Origin of the sequence: Kineococcus arenarius subsp. arenarius (assembly GCF_050871845.1) — a bacterium.
Lineage (GTDB): Bacteria > Actinomycetota > Actinomycetes > Actinomycetales > Kineococcaceae > Kineococcus.
Window position 1 is genome coordinate 1 of the sequence record NZ_JBJLSE010000047.1, and the last position, 14,656, is coordinate 14,656.

General features: G+C 72.5%; 11 protein-coding genes and 1 tRNA gene. 7 read left to right on the top strand and 5 right to left on the bottom strand.

The window, feature by feature from the left end:
- Nucleotides 1-40 precede the first annotated feature (40 nt).
- Nucleotides 41-583, bottom strand: a complete 543-nt coding sequence (locus ACRYM0_RS12455; RefSeq protein ID WP_432505509.1) for a MarR family winged helix-turn-helix transcriptional regulator — start codon at nt 581-583, stop codon at nt 41-43.
- Nucleotides 584-593: 10 nt separating this feature from the next.
- Nucleotides 594-1,256 (bottom strand): TetR/AcrR family transcriptional regulator, encoded by a 663-nt coding sequence (locus ACRYM0_RS12460; RefSeq protein WP_432505544.1) that lies wholly within the window; start codon nt 1,254-1,256, stop codon nt 594-596.
- Nucleotides 1,257-1,402: 146 nt separating this feature from the next.
- Between ACRYM0_RS12460 and ACRYM0_RS12465 the strand changes: the two genes are divergently transcribed.
- The 6 genes from ACRYM0_RS12465 (at nt 1,403) to ACRYM0_RS12490 (ending at nt 7,157) form a co-directional block, all read left to right on the top strand.
- Nucleotides 1,403-1,474: transfer RNA gene (locus ACRYM0_RS12465), tRNA-Gln, on the top strand.
- Between the two features lie 205 nt (nt 1,475-1,679).
- Entirely contained in the window at nt 1,680-3,161 is a 1,482-nt protein-coding gene (gene glmU, locus ACRYM0_RS12470) for a bifunctional UDP-N-acetylglucosamine diphosphorylase/glucosamine-1-phosphate N-acetyltransferase GlmU (protein WP_432505545.1), read from the top strand.
- The gene (locus ACRYM0_RS12475; protein WP_432505510.1) at nt 3,158-4,135 is read left to right on the top strand and encodes a ribose-phosphate diphosphokinase; all 978 of its coding nucleotides are present in this window, start codon (nt 3,158-3,160) and stop codon (nt 4,133-4,135) included. The genes glmU and ACRYM0_RS12475 overlap by 4 nt, the downstream gene beginning before the upstream one ends.
- 198 nt (nt 4,136-4,333) lie before the next feature.
- On the top strand, nt 4,334-4,966 hold the full coding sequence (locus tag ACRYM0_RS12480) for a 50S ribosomal protein L25/general stress protein Ctc (RefSeq protein ID WP_432505512.1): 633 nt from the start codon (nt 4,334-4,336) through the stop codon (nt 4,964-4,966).
- Between the two features lie 29 nt (nt 4,967-4,995).
- Nucleotides 4,996-5,592, top strand: a complete 597-nt coding sequence (gene pth / locus ACRYM0_RS12485; RefSeq protein ID WP_432505514.1) for an aminoacyl-tRNA hydrolase — start codon at nt 4,996-4,998, stop codon at nt 5,590-5,592.
- 506 nt (nt 5,593-6,098) lie between these two features.
- Complete coding sequence (locus ACRYM0_RS12490) at nt 6,099-7,157, top strand: glycosyltransferase family 4 protein (RefSeq protein WP_432505516.1); 1,059 nt, start codon at nt 6,099-6,101, stop codon at nt 7,155-7,157.
- Between the two features lie 84 nt (nt 7,158-7,241).
- Here the strand turns inward: ACRYM0_RS12490 and ACRYM0_RS12495 are convergent, their stop codons facing one another.
- The 3 genes from ACRYM0_RS12495 to ACRYM0_RS12505 form a co-directional block, all read right to left on the bottom strand.
- Nucleotides 7,242-8,534, bottom strand: coding sequence for a Wzz/FepE/Etk N-terminal domain-containing protein (locus ACRYM0_RS12495; protein WP_432505518.1), 1,293 nt, complete (start codon nt 8,532-8,534; stop codon nt 7,242-7,244).
- A gap of 80 nt (nt 8,535-8,614) precedes the next feature.
- Nucleotides 8,615-11,620 (bottom strand): oligosaccharide flippase family protein, encoded by a 3,006-nt coding sequence (locus ACRYM0_RS12500; RefSeq protein ID WP_432505520.1) that lies wholly within the window; start codon nt 11,618-11,620, stop codon nt 8,615-8,617.
- Between the two features lie 344 nt (nt 11,621-11,964).
- Entirely contained in the window at nt 11,965-13,299 is a 1,335-nt protein-coding gene (locus tag ACRYM0_RS12505) for a hypothetical protein (protein WP_432505522.1), read from the bottom strand.
- A 274-nt stretch (nt 13,300-13,573) separates the two neighbouring features.
- Between ACRYM0_RS12505 and ACRYM0_RS12510 the strand changes: the two genes are divergently transcribed.
- Complete coding sequence (locus tag ACRYM0_RS12510) at nt 13,574-14,563, top strand: glycosyltransferase family 2 protein (protein ID WP_432505524.1); 990 nt, start codon at nt 13,574-13,576, stop codon at nt 14,561-14,563.
- Nucleotides 14,564-14,656: the final 93 nt, after the last annotated feature.

The window sequence follows — 14,656 nt, forward strand, 5'->3', positions numbered from 1 at the left end:
GCCGGCCCCCGCACCGACCCGGTGCGGGGGCCGGCGCGCTTCAGCCGGGGGCGCCCGGCGCCTCGAACGGCGCCGCCACCCGGCGCAGCAGCGTGGCCAGCGAGCGGCGCTCCTGCCCGTCGAGCACGGCGAGCATCCGGTGCTCGGCGCGCACCAGGTCCGCCAGGGCCGCGTCGACGACCGCGGTGCCCTCCGCCGTCAGCCGCACCCGGACGCTGCGCCCGTCGTCGGGGTCGGGGCGGCGCTGCACCAGTCCCCGGCCGGCCAGGCGGTCCACCCGGTTCGTCATGGTGCCGCTGGTCACCAGCGTCTGGACGACCAGCTGGCCGGGGGACAGCTCGTGGGGGGTGCCGGCGCGGCGCAGCGCGGCCAGGACGTCGAACTCCCAGGTCTCCAGGGCGTGCGCGGCGAAGGCGTCGCGCCGCAGCCGGTCCAGGTGGCGGGCCAGGCGCGCGACCCTCGAGAGGACCTCCAGCGGCTCCACGTCCAGCTGGGGCGTCTCGCGCCGCCACGCCGCGACGATGAGGTCGACCTCGTCGGCGGGCGGCTGAGCGCCCGGGGACAGCCCTGCGTCGCGTGCCACGGCAGCGACTCTAGGGCGTGGTGGGGGATCCCCCGCCGGGCTGCTCCGGCGGGGCGGCGGGCCCGGCGCCCCCGCGCTCGCGCGCCGGCAGGCGCGGGGAGCGCTCCAGGCCGCGCAGCCCGTTCCAGGCCAGGTTCACCAGGTGGGCGGCCACCTCCTCCTTCGGCGGCTCCCGGGTGTCCAGCCACCACTGGCCGGTCACCGCCACCATGCCGACCAGCCCCTGCGCGTACAGCGAGGCCGTCTGCGGGGGGAAGCCGCGGGCGGCGAACGCGTCGACGAGCAGGTGCTCCACCTGGCGGGCGATGTCGGAGATGAGGCTGGCGAAGGTGCCGGTGGAGCCGGCCGCGGGGGAGTCGCGCACGAGGATGCGGAAGCCGTCGGTGGAGCCCTCGATGTAGTCCAGCAGGGCGGTGATCGAGCGCTCCAGCCGGGTGCGCGGGCTGCCCCGCCTGGTCAGCGCGCCGGTGATCGACGACAGCAGGGCGGCGATCTCGCGGTCCACGACGACCGCGTACAGGCCCTCCTTGCCGCCGAAGTGCTCGTAGACCAGGGGCTTGGAGACCCCGGCCCGGGCGGCGATCTCCTCCACCGTCGTGCCCTCCACGCCGCGCTCGGCGAACAGGGCGCGGCCGATGCCGATGAGCTGCTCGCGGCGTTCGCCACCGGTCATGCGGGAACGGGGGCGGGGGGGCACCCGCCCATCCTGCCCCCCGCCGCGGGGTCTGCGCCGACCGGGTGGACGCGCGGGCGCGGGCGGCGCCGGTGCGGGGGCTGGCAGGATGGCTCCGCGCCGCCCGTCCGCGGGCCGGCGCGCCCTCCCGGGTGGTGTAACGGCAGCACGGCGGGTTTTGGTCCCGTCCAGTAGGGGTTCGAATCCTCTCCCGGGAGCGCGGTGGGGTGGTCGGCCGTGCGCGACGGGGCCGTTATCCTCGGGACGCTGGGCCGGATCGCCGGTCCGGTCCTCCGCCGCCCCGAGCCCGTGAGGAGCGCGTCCCGCGTGAGCGCAGCCGACAGCACCGATCCGACCGCCGCACCCCTCCCCGGTCCCGCGCCCGCCGCCGTGGTGGTGCTCGCTGCCGGTGAGGGCACCCGGATGAAGTCGCAGCTGCCCAAGGTCCTGCACCCCCTCGGTGGGCGCCCCCTGGTGGGGCACGCCCTGGCCGCCGCCCGCGCGAGCGGCCCGCAGCACCTCGCCGTGGTGCTGCGCCACCAGGCCGAGCGGGTCGCCGAGGCCGTCCGCGCGGCCGACCCCGGCGTCGTGGTGGCCCTGCAGGACGAGGTGCCCGGCACCGGGCGCGCCGTGCAGTGCGGCCTGGACGCCCTGCCGGAGGACCTGTCCGGCACCGTGGTGGTGACCTACGGGGACGTGCCGCTGCTGTCCACGTCGACGCTGCGCCGCCTGGTCGCCGCCCACGTCGCCGGCGGCAACGCCATGACCGTCCTGACCGCAGAGCTGGCCGACCCCGCCGGGTACGGGCGAGTGCTGCGCGACGCCGACGGGGTCAGCGCGATCGTGGAGCAGAAGGACGCCACCGAGGCCCAGCGCGCGGTGCGCGAGGTGAACTCGGGCGTGTACGCGTTCGACGCGGCCGCGCTGCGCGGCGCGCTGGGCCGGGTGGGTCGCGACAACGCCGCCGGTGAGGTGTACCTGACGGACGTGCTCGGCCTGCTGCGCGCCGACGGCCTGCGGGTCGAGGCGCTGGCGGTGCACGACGAGTGGGAGATCCGCGGCGTCAACGACCGGCTGCAGCTGGCGGAGCTGTCCGCCGAGGCGAACGCCCGCACCCTGCGCCGCTGGATGCTCGCGGGCGTGACCGTCACCGACCCCGCCACCACGTGGGTGGACGCGGACGTGGAGCTGGCGGCGGACGTGACGCTGCTGCCGGGGGTGCAGCTGCACGGGCGCACCCGCGTCGCGACCGGCGCCGTGGTCGGCCCGGACTGCACCCTCACCGACGTCGAGGTCGGTGCCGGTGCGGTCGTGGAGCGCACCCACGGCAGCTCCGCGGTCCTGGGCGAGGGGACGCGCGTGGGTCCCTTCGCCTACCTGCGCCCGGGCACCCGGCTGGGGGCCGAGGGCAGGATCGGCACGTTCGTGGAGACGAAGAACGCCGAGATCGGGCGCGGCTCGAAGGTCCCGCACCTGACGTACGTGGGGGACGCCACGATCGGCGAGCACTCCAACATCGGCGCCAGCTCCGTCTTCGTGAACTACGACGGGGTCGCCAAGTCGCGCACCACCATCGGCGACCACGTGCGCATGGGGTCGGACACCATGTACGTCGCGCCGGTGACGGTCGGCGACGGCGCCTACTCCGGCGCCGGCACCGTCATCCGCAAGGACGTCCCGGCGGGGGCGCTGGCGCTCAGCGTCGCGCCGCAGCGCAACGTCGAGGGCTGGACGGTGCGCCACCGCCCCGGGACCGCGGCCGCCGAGGCGGCGCTGCGCGCCGGGGCGCCGGGTGCCGACGGACCGGCCGGCACGAGCACCACCACCACGAGCAGCACCACGAGCAGCACGGACGCCACCGAGGGCACCGGAGCGACCACCGAGGGCAGGGAGCAACAGCGATGACCGGCATCACCACCCAGGGCGAGAAGCGGATGGTGCTCATCTCCGGGCGCGCGCACCCGGAGCTCGCGCAGGAGGTGTCCTCCGCGCTGGGCGCGGAGCTGGTGCCCACCAGCGCCTACGACTTCGCGAACTCCGAGATCTACGTGCGCTTCGAGGAGAGCGTGCGCGGCGCCGACGCGTTCGTCATCCAGAGCCACACCGCGAACGTCAACCAGTGGATCATGGAGCACCTGATCATGGTGGACGCGCTCAAGCGCGCCTCCGCCAAGCGGATCACCGTGGTGGCCCCGTTCTACGGGTACGCCCGCCAGGACAAGAAGGGCCGCGGCCGCGAGCCGATCTCCGCGCGCCTGATCGCGGACATGTTCAAGGTCGCCGGCGCGGACCGGCTCATGTCGGTGGACCTGCACACCGCCCAGATCCAGGGCTTCTTCGACGGCCCGGTGGACCACCTGTGGGCGCTGCCGATCCTGGCCGACCACGTCGGCAAGCGCGTCGACCGCTCCAACCTCACGATCGTCTCCCCCGACGCCGGCCGGGTGCGGGTGGCGGACCTGTGGTCGGACCGGCTGGGTGCGCCGCTGGCGATCATCCACAAGCGGCGCGACCCCAGCGTCCCGAACCAGGTGAAGGTCCACGAGGTCGTCGGCGACGTGGAGGGCCGCACCTGCGTCCTCGTCGACGACCTCATCGACACCGCGGGCACGATCGTGCAGGCCGCCGAGGCGCTGAAGGCGAACGGCGCCTCCGACGTCATCGCGACCGCGACCCACGCGGTGCTGTCCGGTCCGGCGGTGGACCGGCTGAAGAACTCGCCCATCTCCGAGCTCGTGGTGACCAACACCCTGCCGATCGCCGAGGCGCAGCGCTTCCCGCAGCTGACGGTCCTGTCGATCGCCCCGCTGCTGGCGCGCGCCATCCGCGAGGTGTTCGACGACGGCTCGGTCACCAGCCTCTTCGACGGCCACAGCTGACGGGCGGCGGGGTCCCCGCCGGTGACCCCGCGCACGGTCGGGCCGGGCGCCGGGCCCAGCTAGACTGGGGCCCGGTTGCCTCGGCGAGGGACGGCGCGGGTCGTGAGACCCGCCCTCCGTGATCGACGCGGTGGGCGGTGCGCCGCGCCCTCCCGAGGTGTGTCAGCAAGAGAACCCCGACCTCCCGAGGAGAACCCCGTGGCCGAGACCAAGCTGTCCGCCGAGAAGCGCACCGAGTTCGGCAAGGGCGCCGCCCGCCGCATCCGTCGCGCTGACAAGATCCCCGCGGTCGTGTACGGCCACGGCGAGGCGCCGGTGCACGTGACCCTGCCGGGTCACGCCACGATGATCGCGCTGCGCCAGTCGAACGCCCTGCTCGAGATCGACCTGGAGGGCGAGCGCCACCTGACGCTCCCCAAGGACGTCCAGCGCGACCCGATCAAGGGTTTCATCGAGCACGTCGACCTCATCACCGTGCGCCGCGGCGAGAAGGTCACCGTCGACGTCACCCTGGTCCTGACCGGTGAGGCCGCCGGGAACACGATCGTCAACCAGGAGCTGACGACGCTGTCGGTCGAGGCCGAGGCGACCCACCTGCCCGAGTCCTTCGAGGTCTCCGTCGAGGGCCTGGAGGCCGGCAGCCAGATCGCCGCCGGCGACGTGCCGCTGCCCGAGGGCACCACCCTCGCCGGCGACCCGGCTCAGCTCGTCGTCGTCGTCCAGGGCGCTGCCAGCGCCGCGCAGGCCGAGGCCGAGCTGGAGGGCCTCGAGGCCGAGGCCGGCATCGTGCGCGAGGAGAGCCACTCCGACGACCAGGGCGGCGCGGCCTGAGGCTGCGCTCCGCGCGACGGGAGACCTGAGTGAGTGACGCGTGGCTCGTCGTCGGGCTGGGCAACCCCGGCAGCGAGTACGAGCGGACCCGGCACAACGTCGGGCAGGCCGTGCTCGCCGAACTGGCGAGCCGCGCGTCGGCCACGTTCAAGCGCCACCGTTCCGGTGCCCGGGTCGCCGAGGTGCGCCTGGGCACCGGTCCGGGTGGTGTCCCCGGCCCTCGGGCGGTGCTGGCCGCCCCGACCTCGTACATGAACGTCTCGGGCGGCCCCGTGGCGGGTCTGGCCAAGTACTACGACGTCGGGCTGGACCGGATCGTCGTCGTGCACGACGAGCTCGACGTCCCCTTCGGGGCCGTGCGGCTCAAGCGCGGCGGGGGAGAGGGCGGCCACAACGGCCTGCGCTCGATCTCGCAGTCGTTGCAGGGCAAGGACTACGCCCGGGTGCGGGTCGGGATCGGTCGCCCGCCGGGCCGGCAGGACCCGGCCGACTTCGTGTTGAAGGAGTTCTCCTCCGCGGAGCGCAAGGAGCTGCCGTTCCTGGTGATGGACGCCGCCGACGCCGTCGAGTGGCTGGTGCTGCAGGGTCTGGAAGCGGCACAACAGCGCTTCCACGCGGTGCGCTGATCCGCCCCTGTCCACGAGGTCGCCGGACGCGTCACCGGACGGCGGGTCGGACCTTCGTGGACCCCTGGGCGACGGGGCTGCGGTGGGGGTGACCTGCTCGACCGAGCACGTGTGCGGAACGCAGCGGGGAGCGCGCTGAGTTCCCGGCGCGGGACTCCTCCGAGGATCGAGCAGTGGTGGGACGGTGGGGACGAGGTGCGGAAGGGTTTCCCAGCGACACCCCCGGCCACGAGGGGTCGCGGGCCGCTGCTCCCCACCCGCTCCGGCACACGTGAACCCCTCCTGGGTGAGTGCGCTCCGCGGGGAGCAGTCGACGCGCGCCCTTCCCGCCCTGGTGTTCACGTCGTTCGCGCGTGTGAGTGCAAGCCCGTCAACAATCACGAGACGGTAGAGTCTCCCGCGACGTGGAGCCTGAACGGCCGACGCCGACCCCACCTGGAGCGTGATCAGTGAGCCAAGCCCCGTCCTCGCCGGCGGTTGAACCTCGTGAGGCGATGGATCGGCCGTTGCGGATCCTGCACCTGCTCAACGACGTCGTCGACCTCGGCAACGGAATCAACAACTCCACCGTCGACCTGGCGTGTGCGCAGCGCGAGCTGGGCCACGACGTCCACGTCGCCAGCGCCGGGGGTGCGCAGGTGGCCGTGCTGGAGGCCGAGGGTGTCGTCCACCACACCATCGACCAGGAACGTGCTCCCGCATCCATCGCACGCGCTTCGGCCGCTCTGCTTCGGCTGGTGCGCAGGTTGGGTCCCGACGTCGTGCACGTGCACAACCTCACCGGTGCGGTACTGGCGGGAGCCCGCTGGCCTCGTCCCTACGCGCTCGTGGCGACCCTGCACCTCGAGGAGAAGCGGGGGGTTGCGGCGATGGCCCTCGCCGACCGCGTCATCGCCTTCCACGACTCTGCGCGACTCGCTTCGTTGGTCCCAGGCAGGCAGCGGCGTCTGGACGTCATCCGTCAGGGCATCCTCGGCGGTGCTCGCTCACGGATGGCAGTGGATGAGCTCCCCGAAGTGTCACACCCTGCGATCGTCACGGTCTGCGGGATGTACGAGCACAAGGGCATCTTCGACCTGCTGGACGCTTTCGGTGAAGTCCTGCCGGACTCCCCGGAGGCGCACATCTACTTCGTCGGCAACGGTCCCGATCGTGAGCGCCTGGAGCGGAGCAGCGCTGCCAAGCCGTATGCCGACCGCGTGCACGTTGTCGGCTTTCAGCCCCGTCCGGCGCCGTGGCTCCGCGCCGCGGACGTCTTCGTGCTGGCGAGCCGCCGCGAGGTGGCGGCACTCGTGCTGGCGGAGGCGCGCAACGAGGGCCTGGCCCCCGTCGCCACCACCGCTGGCGGAATCCCCACCCTGGTCGAGGACGGCGTATCCGGGTTGCTCTCACCCCCCGGTGACGTACCCGCCTTGGCGGCGAACATCCGGCGGATGCTGCTGGACCAGCCGCTGCGCGAGGAGCTCGAACGGCGCGCGGTGGAAGGCCTGGAGGACCTCAGCATCCGCCGGTTCGCCTGCGATGTCATCGCCTTGTACCGCGAGGTCCTCGCCGGCAAGCGCTGACGCAGCGCCTGGAACGCGAGTTCACCGCTGAACGCACGCGGGGGGCCTGATCCACTGGATCGGGCCCCCCGCGTGCGTCGTTCTTCAGCGGGCGGCGACGGTGCGACGTTCCCGAGGGGCGTCACCCGTGAGCTCGTGGCGCGGGGAGGGAGGCGCAGCCAGTACGGCGTGCACCGAGCGCAGACCCCAGCGGTCGGCCAGCTCGACAGCTGACTCGACCTCGTGACGCGAGGAGCGACCCTGGGTACCCACGAGCATCAGTGCGTCCGCCGACCGGATGTACGCCGTCGCGGGGAAGGGGTGAGAGCTGATCAGCGGCGGAGCGACGATGACGATCGCGTCCACCTCGTTGAGCAGCGTCCGCAAGGTGGCCTCCACTTCCACGTTCGTCGCGCTCCAGACGCGCAGCGGCTTCGTCCCCGATCCCAGTACGCGCACCGCATCCGCACGGGGTGCAGCAGCAGCGCCTGGCGTCGTGGCCCTTTCGATGAGGTCGCTCAGCCCGGGACGGTTCCGCGGGGAGTCGTCGAGCAGCACCAGTGCGACGGACGTGCCGGCACGTGCCAGGGTCGCCGCGGTGCGGTCCGCGATCACGCGCGCGGTCGAGGTGTCATCGGCGGTGCAGCCGGCGACGACGACCACCTGGTCGTGGGACCCGCTGGCCGTCACCAGTTGCCGGTGGATCGCGAGGAGGGCGGAGGAGAGCTCGTCGCCGCCCTTCTCCCCGTGCGCCGGCGTGAGCCAGGTGGCACGTTCTGCAGCGGCGCTGGCCACCAGGTCCGAGCGGCGGCGCAGGCGGGTGTTCATGCGAGAGGAAGCCACTGAAGCGACGGTGCCCACTGCCACACCGACGAGGACACCGAGCACCAGCAGTACGGGAGGAGTCGGGAAACCCGCGACCTCCGGCAGGTTCGCTTCCTCGACGACGCGCAGCTGCAGCGACGCCGTGCCGTTGCCGCGTGCCTCGAGCTGGGCAGCGCGCTGGATGAGGAGGGTGGCGGCCGCATCGGCCCCCTGCCGGGCGAGCGGGGCCGTGGCCGCCTCCGCCGTGATGGCCAGCAGCACCGTGTTGTCCCGGATCTGCGCGGACAGCTCCGGAGGGGACCCGGCCCCCGTGACGTCGCTGACGGCTCGCTCGAAGGCCTCACCCTGTGCCAGCTCCGCGTACGTCTGCGCACGCTGCTCGACGAAGGTCGAGGAGTTCAGGACGTCGCCCGCCGTCGCGTCCGGCCCCAACGAGACGTAGATCAGTGTGGTGGAGGCGTACGTGCGCGGCAGCACGGTGGCGGCCCCGGCCCCGGCTGCCAAGCCGACCAGCGCACACAGGAGAACCATCCACCACCTGCGGCGCACGGCCTGAAGCATCGTCGTTCCCACGGTCCTAACACTCTCCTGCTCGTTGACTTTGCTGTGCGGTCGAGATGGTTCACCGCCGGGGGCGCGGGTCGCTGGGACTGTCACGAAGACCTCCGGAACCGGCCCGTCACGGTGGTGAGGAGGAAGACCACGTCCTCTCGCCGGGGGACCACCACGGCGCGGACCGGCAGGGCCGTCAAACGACGGAAGACGGCGACCATGACGATGGTTCCGGCCAGGTACGCCAGCAAGCTCGCCACGGCGGCACCCAAGCCCCCGAACGGGACGATGAGCCCGATGCCCAGGACGGCGACCACGAGGCTCGCCAGCTGCGCCCGGGACTGGGTCCCGGGGCTCCCCAGCGCACTGATGGAGCCGCCGAGGAAGAGGTTGAGGCCGGAGAAGACGGACCCTCCCAGCAGGACGACGGCCATCGGCACGGCACCCGAGAAGTCGCTGCCGAACAGGAGGGGGATGACCAGCGGAGTGAGGGCCATGCCGCACAGGACGGGTAGGCCCACCGCCACGACGGAGAGCCGGCAGGCGCGCGCCGCCAGGGCGGCATCGCGGTGAACGGCGACCTCGGACAGCAGCAGGCGCCGCAAGTCGCCCAGGAGCATCGTGGGCACTTCCGCCAGCGATACCGCGACCACGTACAGCCCCAGTTGCCCGGCACCCGCCAGGGGGAGCATCACGGTCTGGTCCAGCCGCAGGATGACGAAGACGGCCAGCTCCCCGCCCCAGGCCCGGGACCCGAAGCGCGTGCCCTCGCGGGCGATCTCCTTGACCTCTCGCCAGCGCGTACGGGGCCGACGAAGGCCGGTCAGGGCCACGCACTGGGCCGTCACCAGGAGGAGGACCTGAGCCCACGCCCCTGAGACCACCGTCAGCGAACCTGCGAGGGCCAGGCCACCGAGCGCGATCAAGCGGGACAACCCGGCGAACCACCGTTCGCGCGCCAGCAGGTCGTAGCGCCCTTCGCCGGTGCGCGTGGCCTGCACGTTCGCCAGCGCCATGGCCGGCACGAGCGTGAGGCCCAGTGCTCTCAACAGGCCGATGCCTTCGGGGTAATCGGCCAGGAGGACGGGCGCGAGCAGCCACAGGACCAGTGCACCGACCGCCCCGGTGAGGGCACCGAGCGCTCCCATCACCAGTGCGACGTCGGCGGGGTGCCTACCTCGCCGGGCGACCAGGTAGGAAGCACCGTCGCCGAGGCCGACGGACAGCATGTAGGGGATCAGGGCCACCGGAGCCAGCACGGCGGACATGTGTCCGCGACCCTCGAGGCCGAGGGTGCGGGCCAGCAGGGGACCGGTGGCCAACGACACCAGGGGCAGGACGCCGCCGGCGAGGACCACGTGAGCCACCGAGCGCACCGAACCGCGAGCGCGGCCCTTGCCCGGTCGTTCACCGGCGCGGTGGTCGTCCGGAGCTGCGTCGTCGACAGGAGGGGGGGTGGGAACGGCGGATGCGGCAGCCGCGGTGGCGGGGAGGTCCGCCTGCACGTGCGTCGGTCCCTGGGAGGAGGGCGACTGGGCGTCGGTCGGCTGCGCGTCGGCGTTCGAGGCGGGGGTGCCTCCTGGTGCCGACGGGACGAGCGAGGCATCGGCGGGTGCGGTGGCGGGGTGCGCCGACAGGGCCGGAGCGGGCTCGGACCGCCGGTGCGCGGGGCTCGCGGCGAGGGTCGCTGCGGTGGAGACCGTGTCCGGACTCCGCGTCGGCGGGCTCTCCAGGGCGTCTGCACCCGCCCGTCCGAAGGCCGAGCCCACGCAGATCCACAGGACGAGGGAGCCGACGCCGCTGGAGACGTCGGAGGAACCCTCCAGGGCGATGTAGTAGGCGAGCACCATGACGGTGAACAGAGCAGCCGGGTCGCGGGGTCGGCGCCGCGCGCTGCGGACCGCCGCGATGAACGCGGTCCCGACCACCACGCAGAAGAGGACCAGGCGGATCACGCCGCCCTCCTGCAACAGGGACAGGTACCCGTTGTCGATGCCGTTGGACGTGCCGCCGTCCGTCAGGGATGCGGCCACCCCCGCGGTGCCGGGACCGGTACCCACCGGGTTGCTCGCGGCTTCGAGGAACCGGGGCAGCAGGAGCAGACGGTCCTGCACCGATTGGTCCTGGGCCAGCGAGGAGATGTCGTAGCGACTGCCCGTGGACCCGGTGGCGGCCAGGCCGAGGACGTTGACTCCTGCGTACATCGCGGCCGCGATGAGAGCGGCGAACAGGACAGCCTGCACGCGCCCGACCGGCAGCAGCCCCAGCATCGCCAGCAGGAGCAGCAGCACGGGCAGCACGAATAGAACGCTGCGCACGCTGGTCAGGATGAGGGCGGTCAACGCCAGGGCGACCACCGCGGTCGAGAAGACCGTGCGCAGGGCCGAGTGGCCCGAACCGCGCCGTGCGACCATCCAGCACATGATGGCCAGGAGGCCCAGCCCCAGGTAGAGCGCGAAGCTGAGAGGCGCCTCCATGGTTCCCCACACCCGGAACGCACGGGCTTCAGGCTGTCCGACGCTGTTCAGCGTCTCCTTGACGCTGTCCAACCACGCCATGTCCCAGCGGGGGGCGAGGAAGAACTGCGCCACGCCGTAAGCCGAGACGGGCAGCAGCAGCACGAGGAAGCTGCGCAACGCTGTCGCGTCGGCGGACCCGGCCCACCCGCGGGCGATCACGTAACCGATGCCGCACGGCACCGCGACGAGCAGCAGGCCCGTGATGCGCGTGGCGATCGAGCCGGACGACGCGACGCCTGCGGTGACGAACAACCAGCCCAGGTAGCCGGCCAGCCAGCCCGACCCCGGTGCTGGCTGGGCTCGTCCGCGCAGGAGCACGAACGCAGGCAGGGCGGCCAGCACGACGAGCATCGCGAGCGGATCGCTCGGCACGTAGCCGCTCTCCCCCGCGGTGACCCTGCGGAGCAGCGCGGTCGTGGGGAGTGCGGTGAGGGCCAGGAGGACGGCTGTGGACGGCCGCGGGCGCAGGACGGTGGCGAGGATGATCACGAGGACCGGTAGCAGCAACCGCCAGGGTCCGACGGCGAGGGCGGCGACCACCGCGGCCGTGGCACCAGCCGCTGCGACAGGGATCAGCGTCGAGGGCAACGGCCACCTGGGCCGACGTGGTGCCCGGGACGCCCCTGCACGGCGGGTCGATGTGGCCACGCTCGTGCTCAACCGGTTCCCCCATCCTCTCTCGGACCCTGGCAGGCCCGGCGGACCCGACGGCCCGCCTGCGCGGGACGTCCGTCCCCGTCGTCTCGGTCAGGTGCTGCTCCGCGGTGTCCGCGGGCGACGCTCACCGGCGGCCGGGACGGCTCCGGCGCAGCCGTCCCGGGGAGTCTAGGCGGCCCCGGCCACCTCGGGCGGTGTCAGTGGACGATCTCGTTGAGCTGCCCGGGGGATCCGCACGCGATCCTCACGACTGCTGCGTCACGTCGCGACGCCCCTCAGTCCTGCGAGGGGGGCGAGGACTCGCTCGAGGAGGTGGGTGCCTCGTCCAGGCGCACCAGCAGGACGTGGTCGGGCACGGTCAGCCGCAGCTCGGAGCTGGCTGCGTACTCCGCCACGGGGGACGTGCCGGAGAAGGTGGGCTCGTAGACCGTCGAGGTCATGGAGCGCGGGAGGTCGATGGTCACCTGGCGGGACGTCTCGATGTCGCAGCACTCCTCACCCGCCGGGTAGGACAGCGTGTTCGCCCACACGGCGACCCAGTAGCTGCCGTCCCGCTTCTGGAGCACCACGTGGTGCACGTCGTCGACGAGCCCCCCGGCCTCGTCGGTGGCTGACACCGTGAGGTCGAAGCGGGTGGGGTGGTACGTGGCGCCGGGATCGGCGAGCAGGTCGATGGTGTCGCGCACGGCGTAGAAGGCCGGCTTCCGATCGCCGTCGGAATCCAGGAAGAGGTCCCAGTCGTCGGTCGAGAGGTTGTACAGGTAGTCGCGCTCGACGCCGGCGCGGAAGTACTCGAAGTAGTGCCGCACCGCGTACTTCGCGCTGGCACGCTCCGAGACACCTCCTTGGTTGGTGCATCCCTCGGGCGAGAGGGTGTTGCAGTACCCGCTCTCCGTGGAGACCACGCCCTTGCCGTCGCACAGCCGCAGGGCGGCCGGTATCCACTTCGTCGTCAGGTCCTCGTCAGGCAGTCGCCCGCCGGGGTAGCTGTGCATGGCGGCGACGTCGCAGCGCACGTCGAGGATCTCGTCGACGCTGTCGGGGTCCGCGACCGAGGGGCTGACCACGGTGAGTGAGCGCACCGCGGACTGCACCTCCTGGTCGTCGTCCTCGTACCCCTTGATCGAGTCGTGCATCTCGTTGGCGAAGGTCACCACGCCTTCCGGCCAGGGCTGCCCCTCGTACTCCAGGTCCTCGTTGATGTCCCACTCGTTGGGCCCCTCGACGCCCTCCGCGGCACCGAGCACCGGAAGCAGGCCCTCGGTCACGACCTCGTCCCCCGCGTAGCCTTCCCGAGGGTCCATCACCAGCAGGGTCTTGATGCCGTGCTCGTCGTGCAGCTCGTTGACGTGCCGGAAGAAGAGCTCGCCCTGGCCGCCGGTGCGGATGTGCCGCACGCCCAGGTCGCCGAGGGTCCGCGCGAGCAGCTCGTACCGGCTGCTCTGCTGGTACAGCTGCACGGCCACACCCATGGAGTCGACGAAGGAGTCCGTCGCGCGCACGTCGCCGGGGTCGGGGATGGCCACGGGCTCCGGGTCCGGCCGCGTGGCCACCACCACGCCGACGACCACGAGCACGGTGGCCACCACGGCAGCGCCGATGGTCAGCAACCGTCGGGGGCTGCCCGAGGTGTCGCCCTTCGACTCGGTGCCCGCCCGAGTGGTCGAGGTGCTGGTGCTCGGGGGACCTTCGGGTGTCAAAATGGCCTCCAATGCGGGTGTGGTCGAGCAGCGCTGCGTACTGCTGGCTTTGCTGACCGTCACGAGGGGTACCGTCTGGACCAGTCTCAGGAGATCCCCGACCCGCGAGGGGTCGCCGTCGGCTACCGTCCAGTGTAGGTGCTGCAGCACGGCGCCGGTTCGGTCTGTGCAAGGGGGGGGTGTCGTGGGTTTCGTCCCGAAGGTGTGCATCGGGATTCCTGTCTACAACGGCGCGAAGTACGTCGCCGCGACGATCGAGAGCGCGCTCTCGCAGGACTTCGAGGACCTCGAGGTCGTGATCTCCGACAACGCGTCCACGGACGGCACAGCGGAGATCTGCCAGGGCTTCGCCCGGCGGGACCCGCGTGTGCGCTACGTGCACCACGAGGAGCACGTCGGTGTCGCGGACAGCTTCTCCCGCACCTTCAGCCTGTGCCGCAGCGAGTTCTTCAAGTGGGCCGCGTCCGACGACATCAGCCACCCGACGTTCGTGGGCAAGGCGCTGAAGGTGCTCGAGGAGCACCCCGCAGCCGTGGTCTGCTACAGCGAGGCGGCAGTGCTCAACGCGCAGGGCGAGCGCGTGCGCAATGACGACTTCATGATCGACCTGTCCGGTTCGAGTGCGAGCCAGAGGTTCCGCCGTGTCGTCATGGCACCCATCAAGCACCACGCGGGGCACGAGCAGTACGGCCTCATCCGCTCGGAGGCTCTACGTCGAGCCGGTGCGATGAGCAACCACGCGTACGGCGACCGGGTGCTGCTGGTCCGACTCGCGCTCCAGGGTCCCATGTTGCGCATCCCGGAGGTGCTGTTCTTCAACCGCGACCACGATGGGCGCAGCCAGCGGAACGGTGCCCGGCGCACTCGTCCGGGATCGAAGTTGAGCCGGTGGATCGGCGTGGGACCCTGGCCGCCGTCGGAGTTCTGGAACCCGGCCCGTGAGGGTCGCATCGTCTTCCCGGAGTGGGACCTGGCGATCCAGTACCTCCTGGCCGCCGCTGAGGCGGACATCCCCGTCGAGGAGAAGGCCCGCTGCGTGGCCGCGGTGGTCGCCGTCGCGGGGGTGCGAGCACCCAAGTACGGCCGGGACCTGCTGGTGGGGGCTGAGCAGGGCGCCCGGTTGCTCGCTCGCGGACGCCTGCCCTGGAAGGGCGGTCTCGAGACGCTCGGCTGAGCCGGGCGAAGAGTGTTCGGTACGCCGCAAGGGCGGCACCCGCAGTCAGCGGGTACCGCCCTCGAGCACTCCTTCGGCGTCCCGGGGTCGCTC

Coding starts and splice junctions, on each gene's coding strand:
- ACRYM0_RS12460 (WP_432505544.1), bottom strand. CDS start 1,256: ATGACCGGTGGCGAACGCCGCGAGCAGCTCATCGGCATCGGCCGCGCC.
- glmU (WP_432505545.1), top strand. CDS start 1,680: ATGAAGTCGCAGCTGCCCAAGGTCCTGCACCCCCTCGGTGGGCGCCCC.
- ACRYM0_RS12475 (WP_432505510.1), top strand. CDS start 3,158: ATGACCGGCATCACCACCCAGGGCGAGAAGCGGATGGTGCTCATCTCC.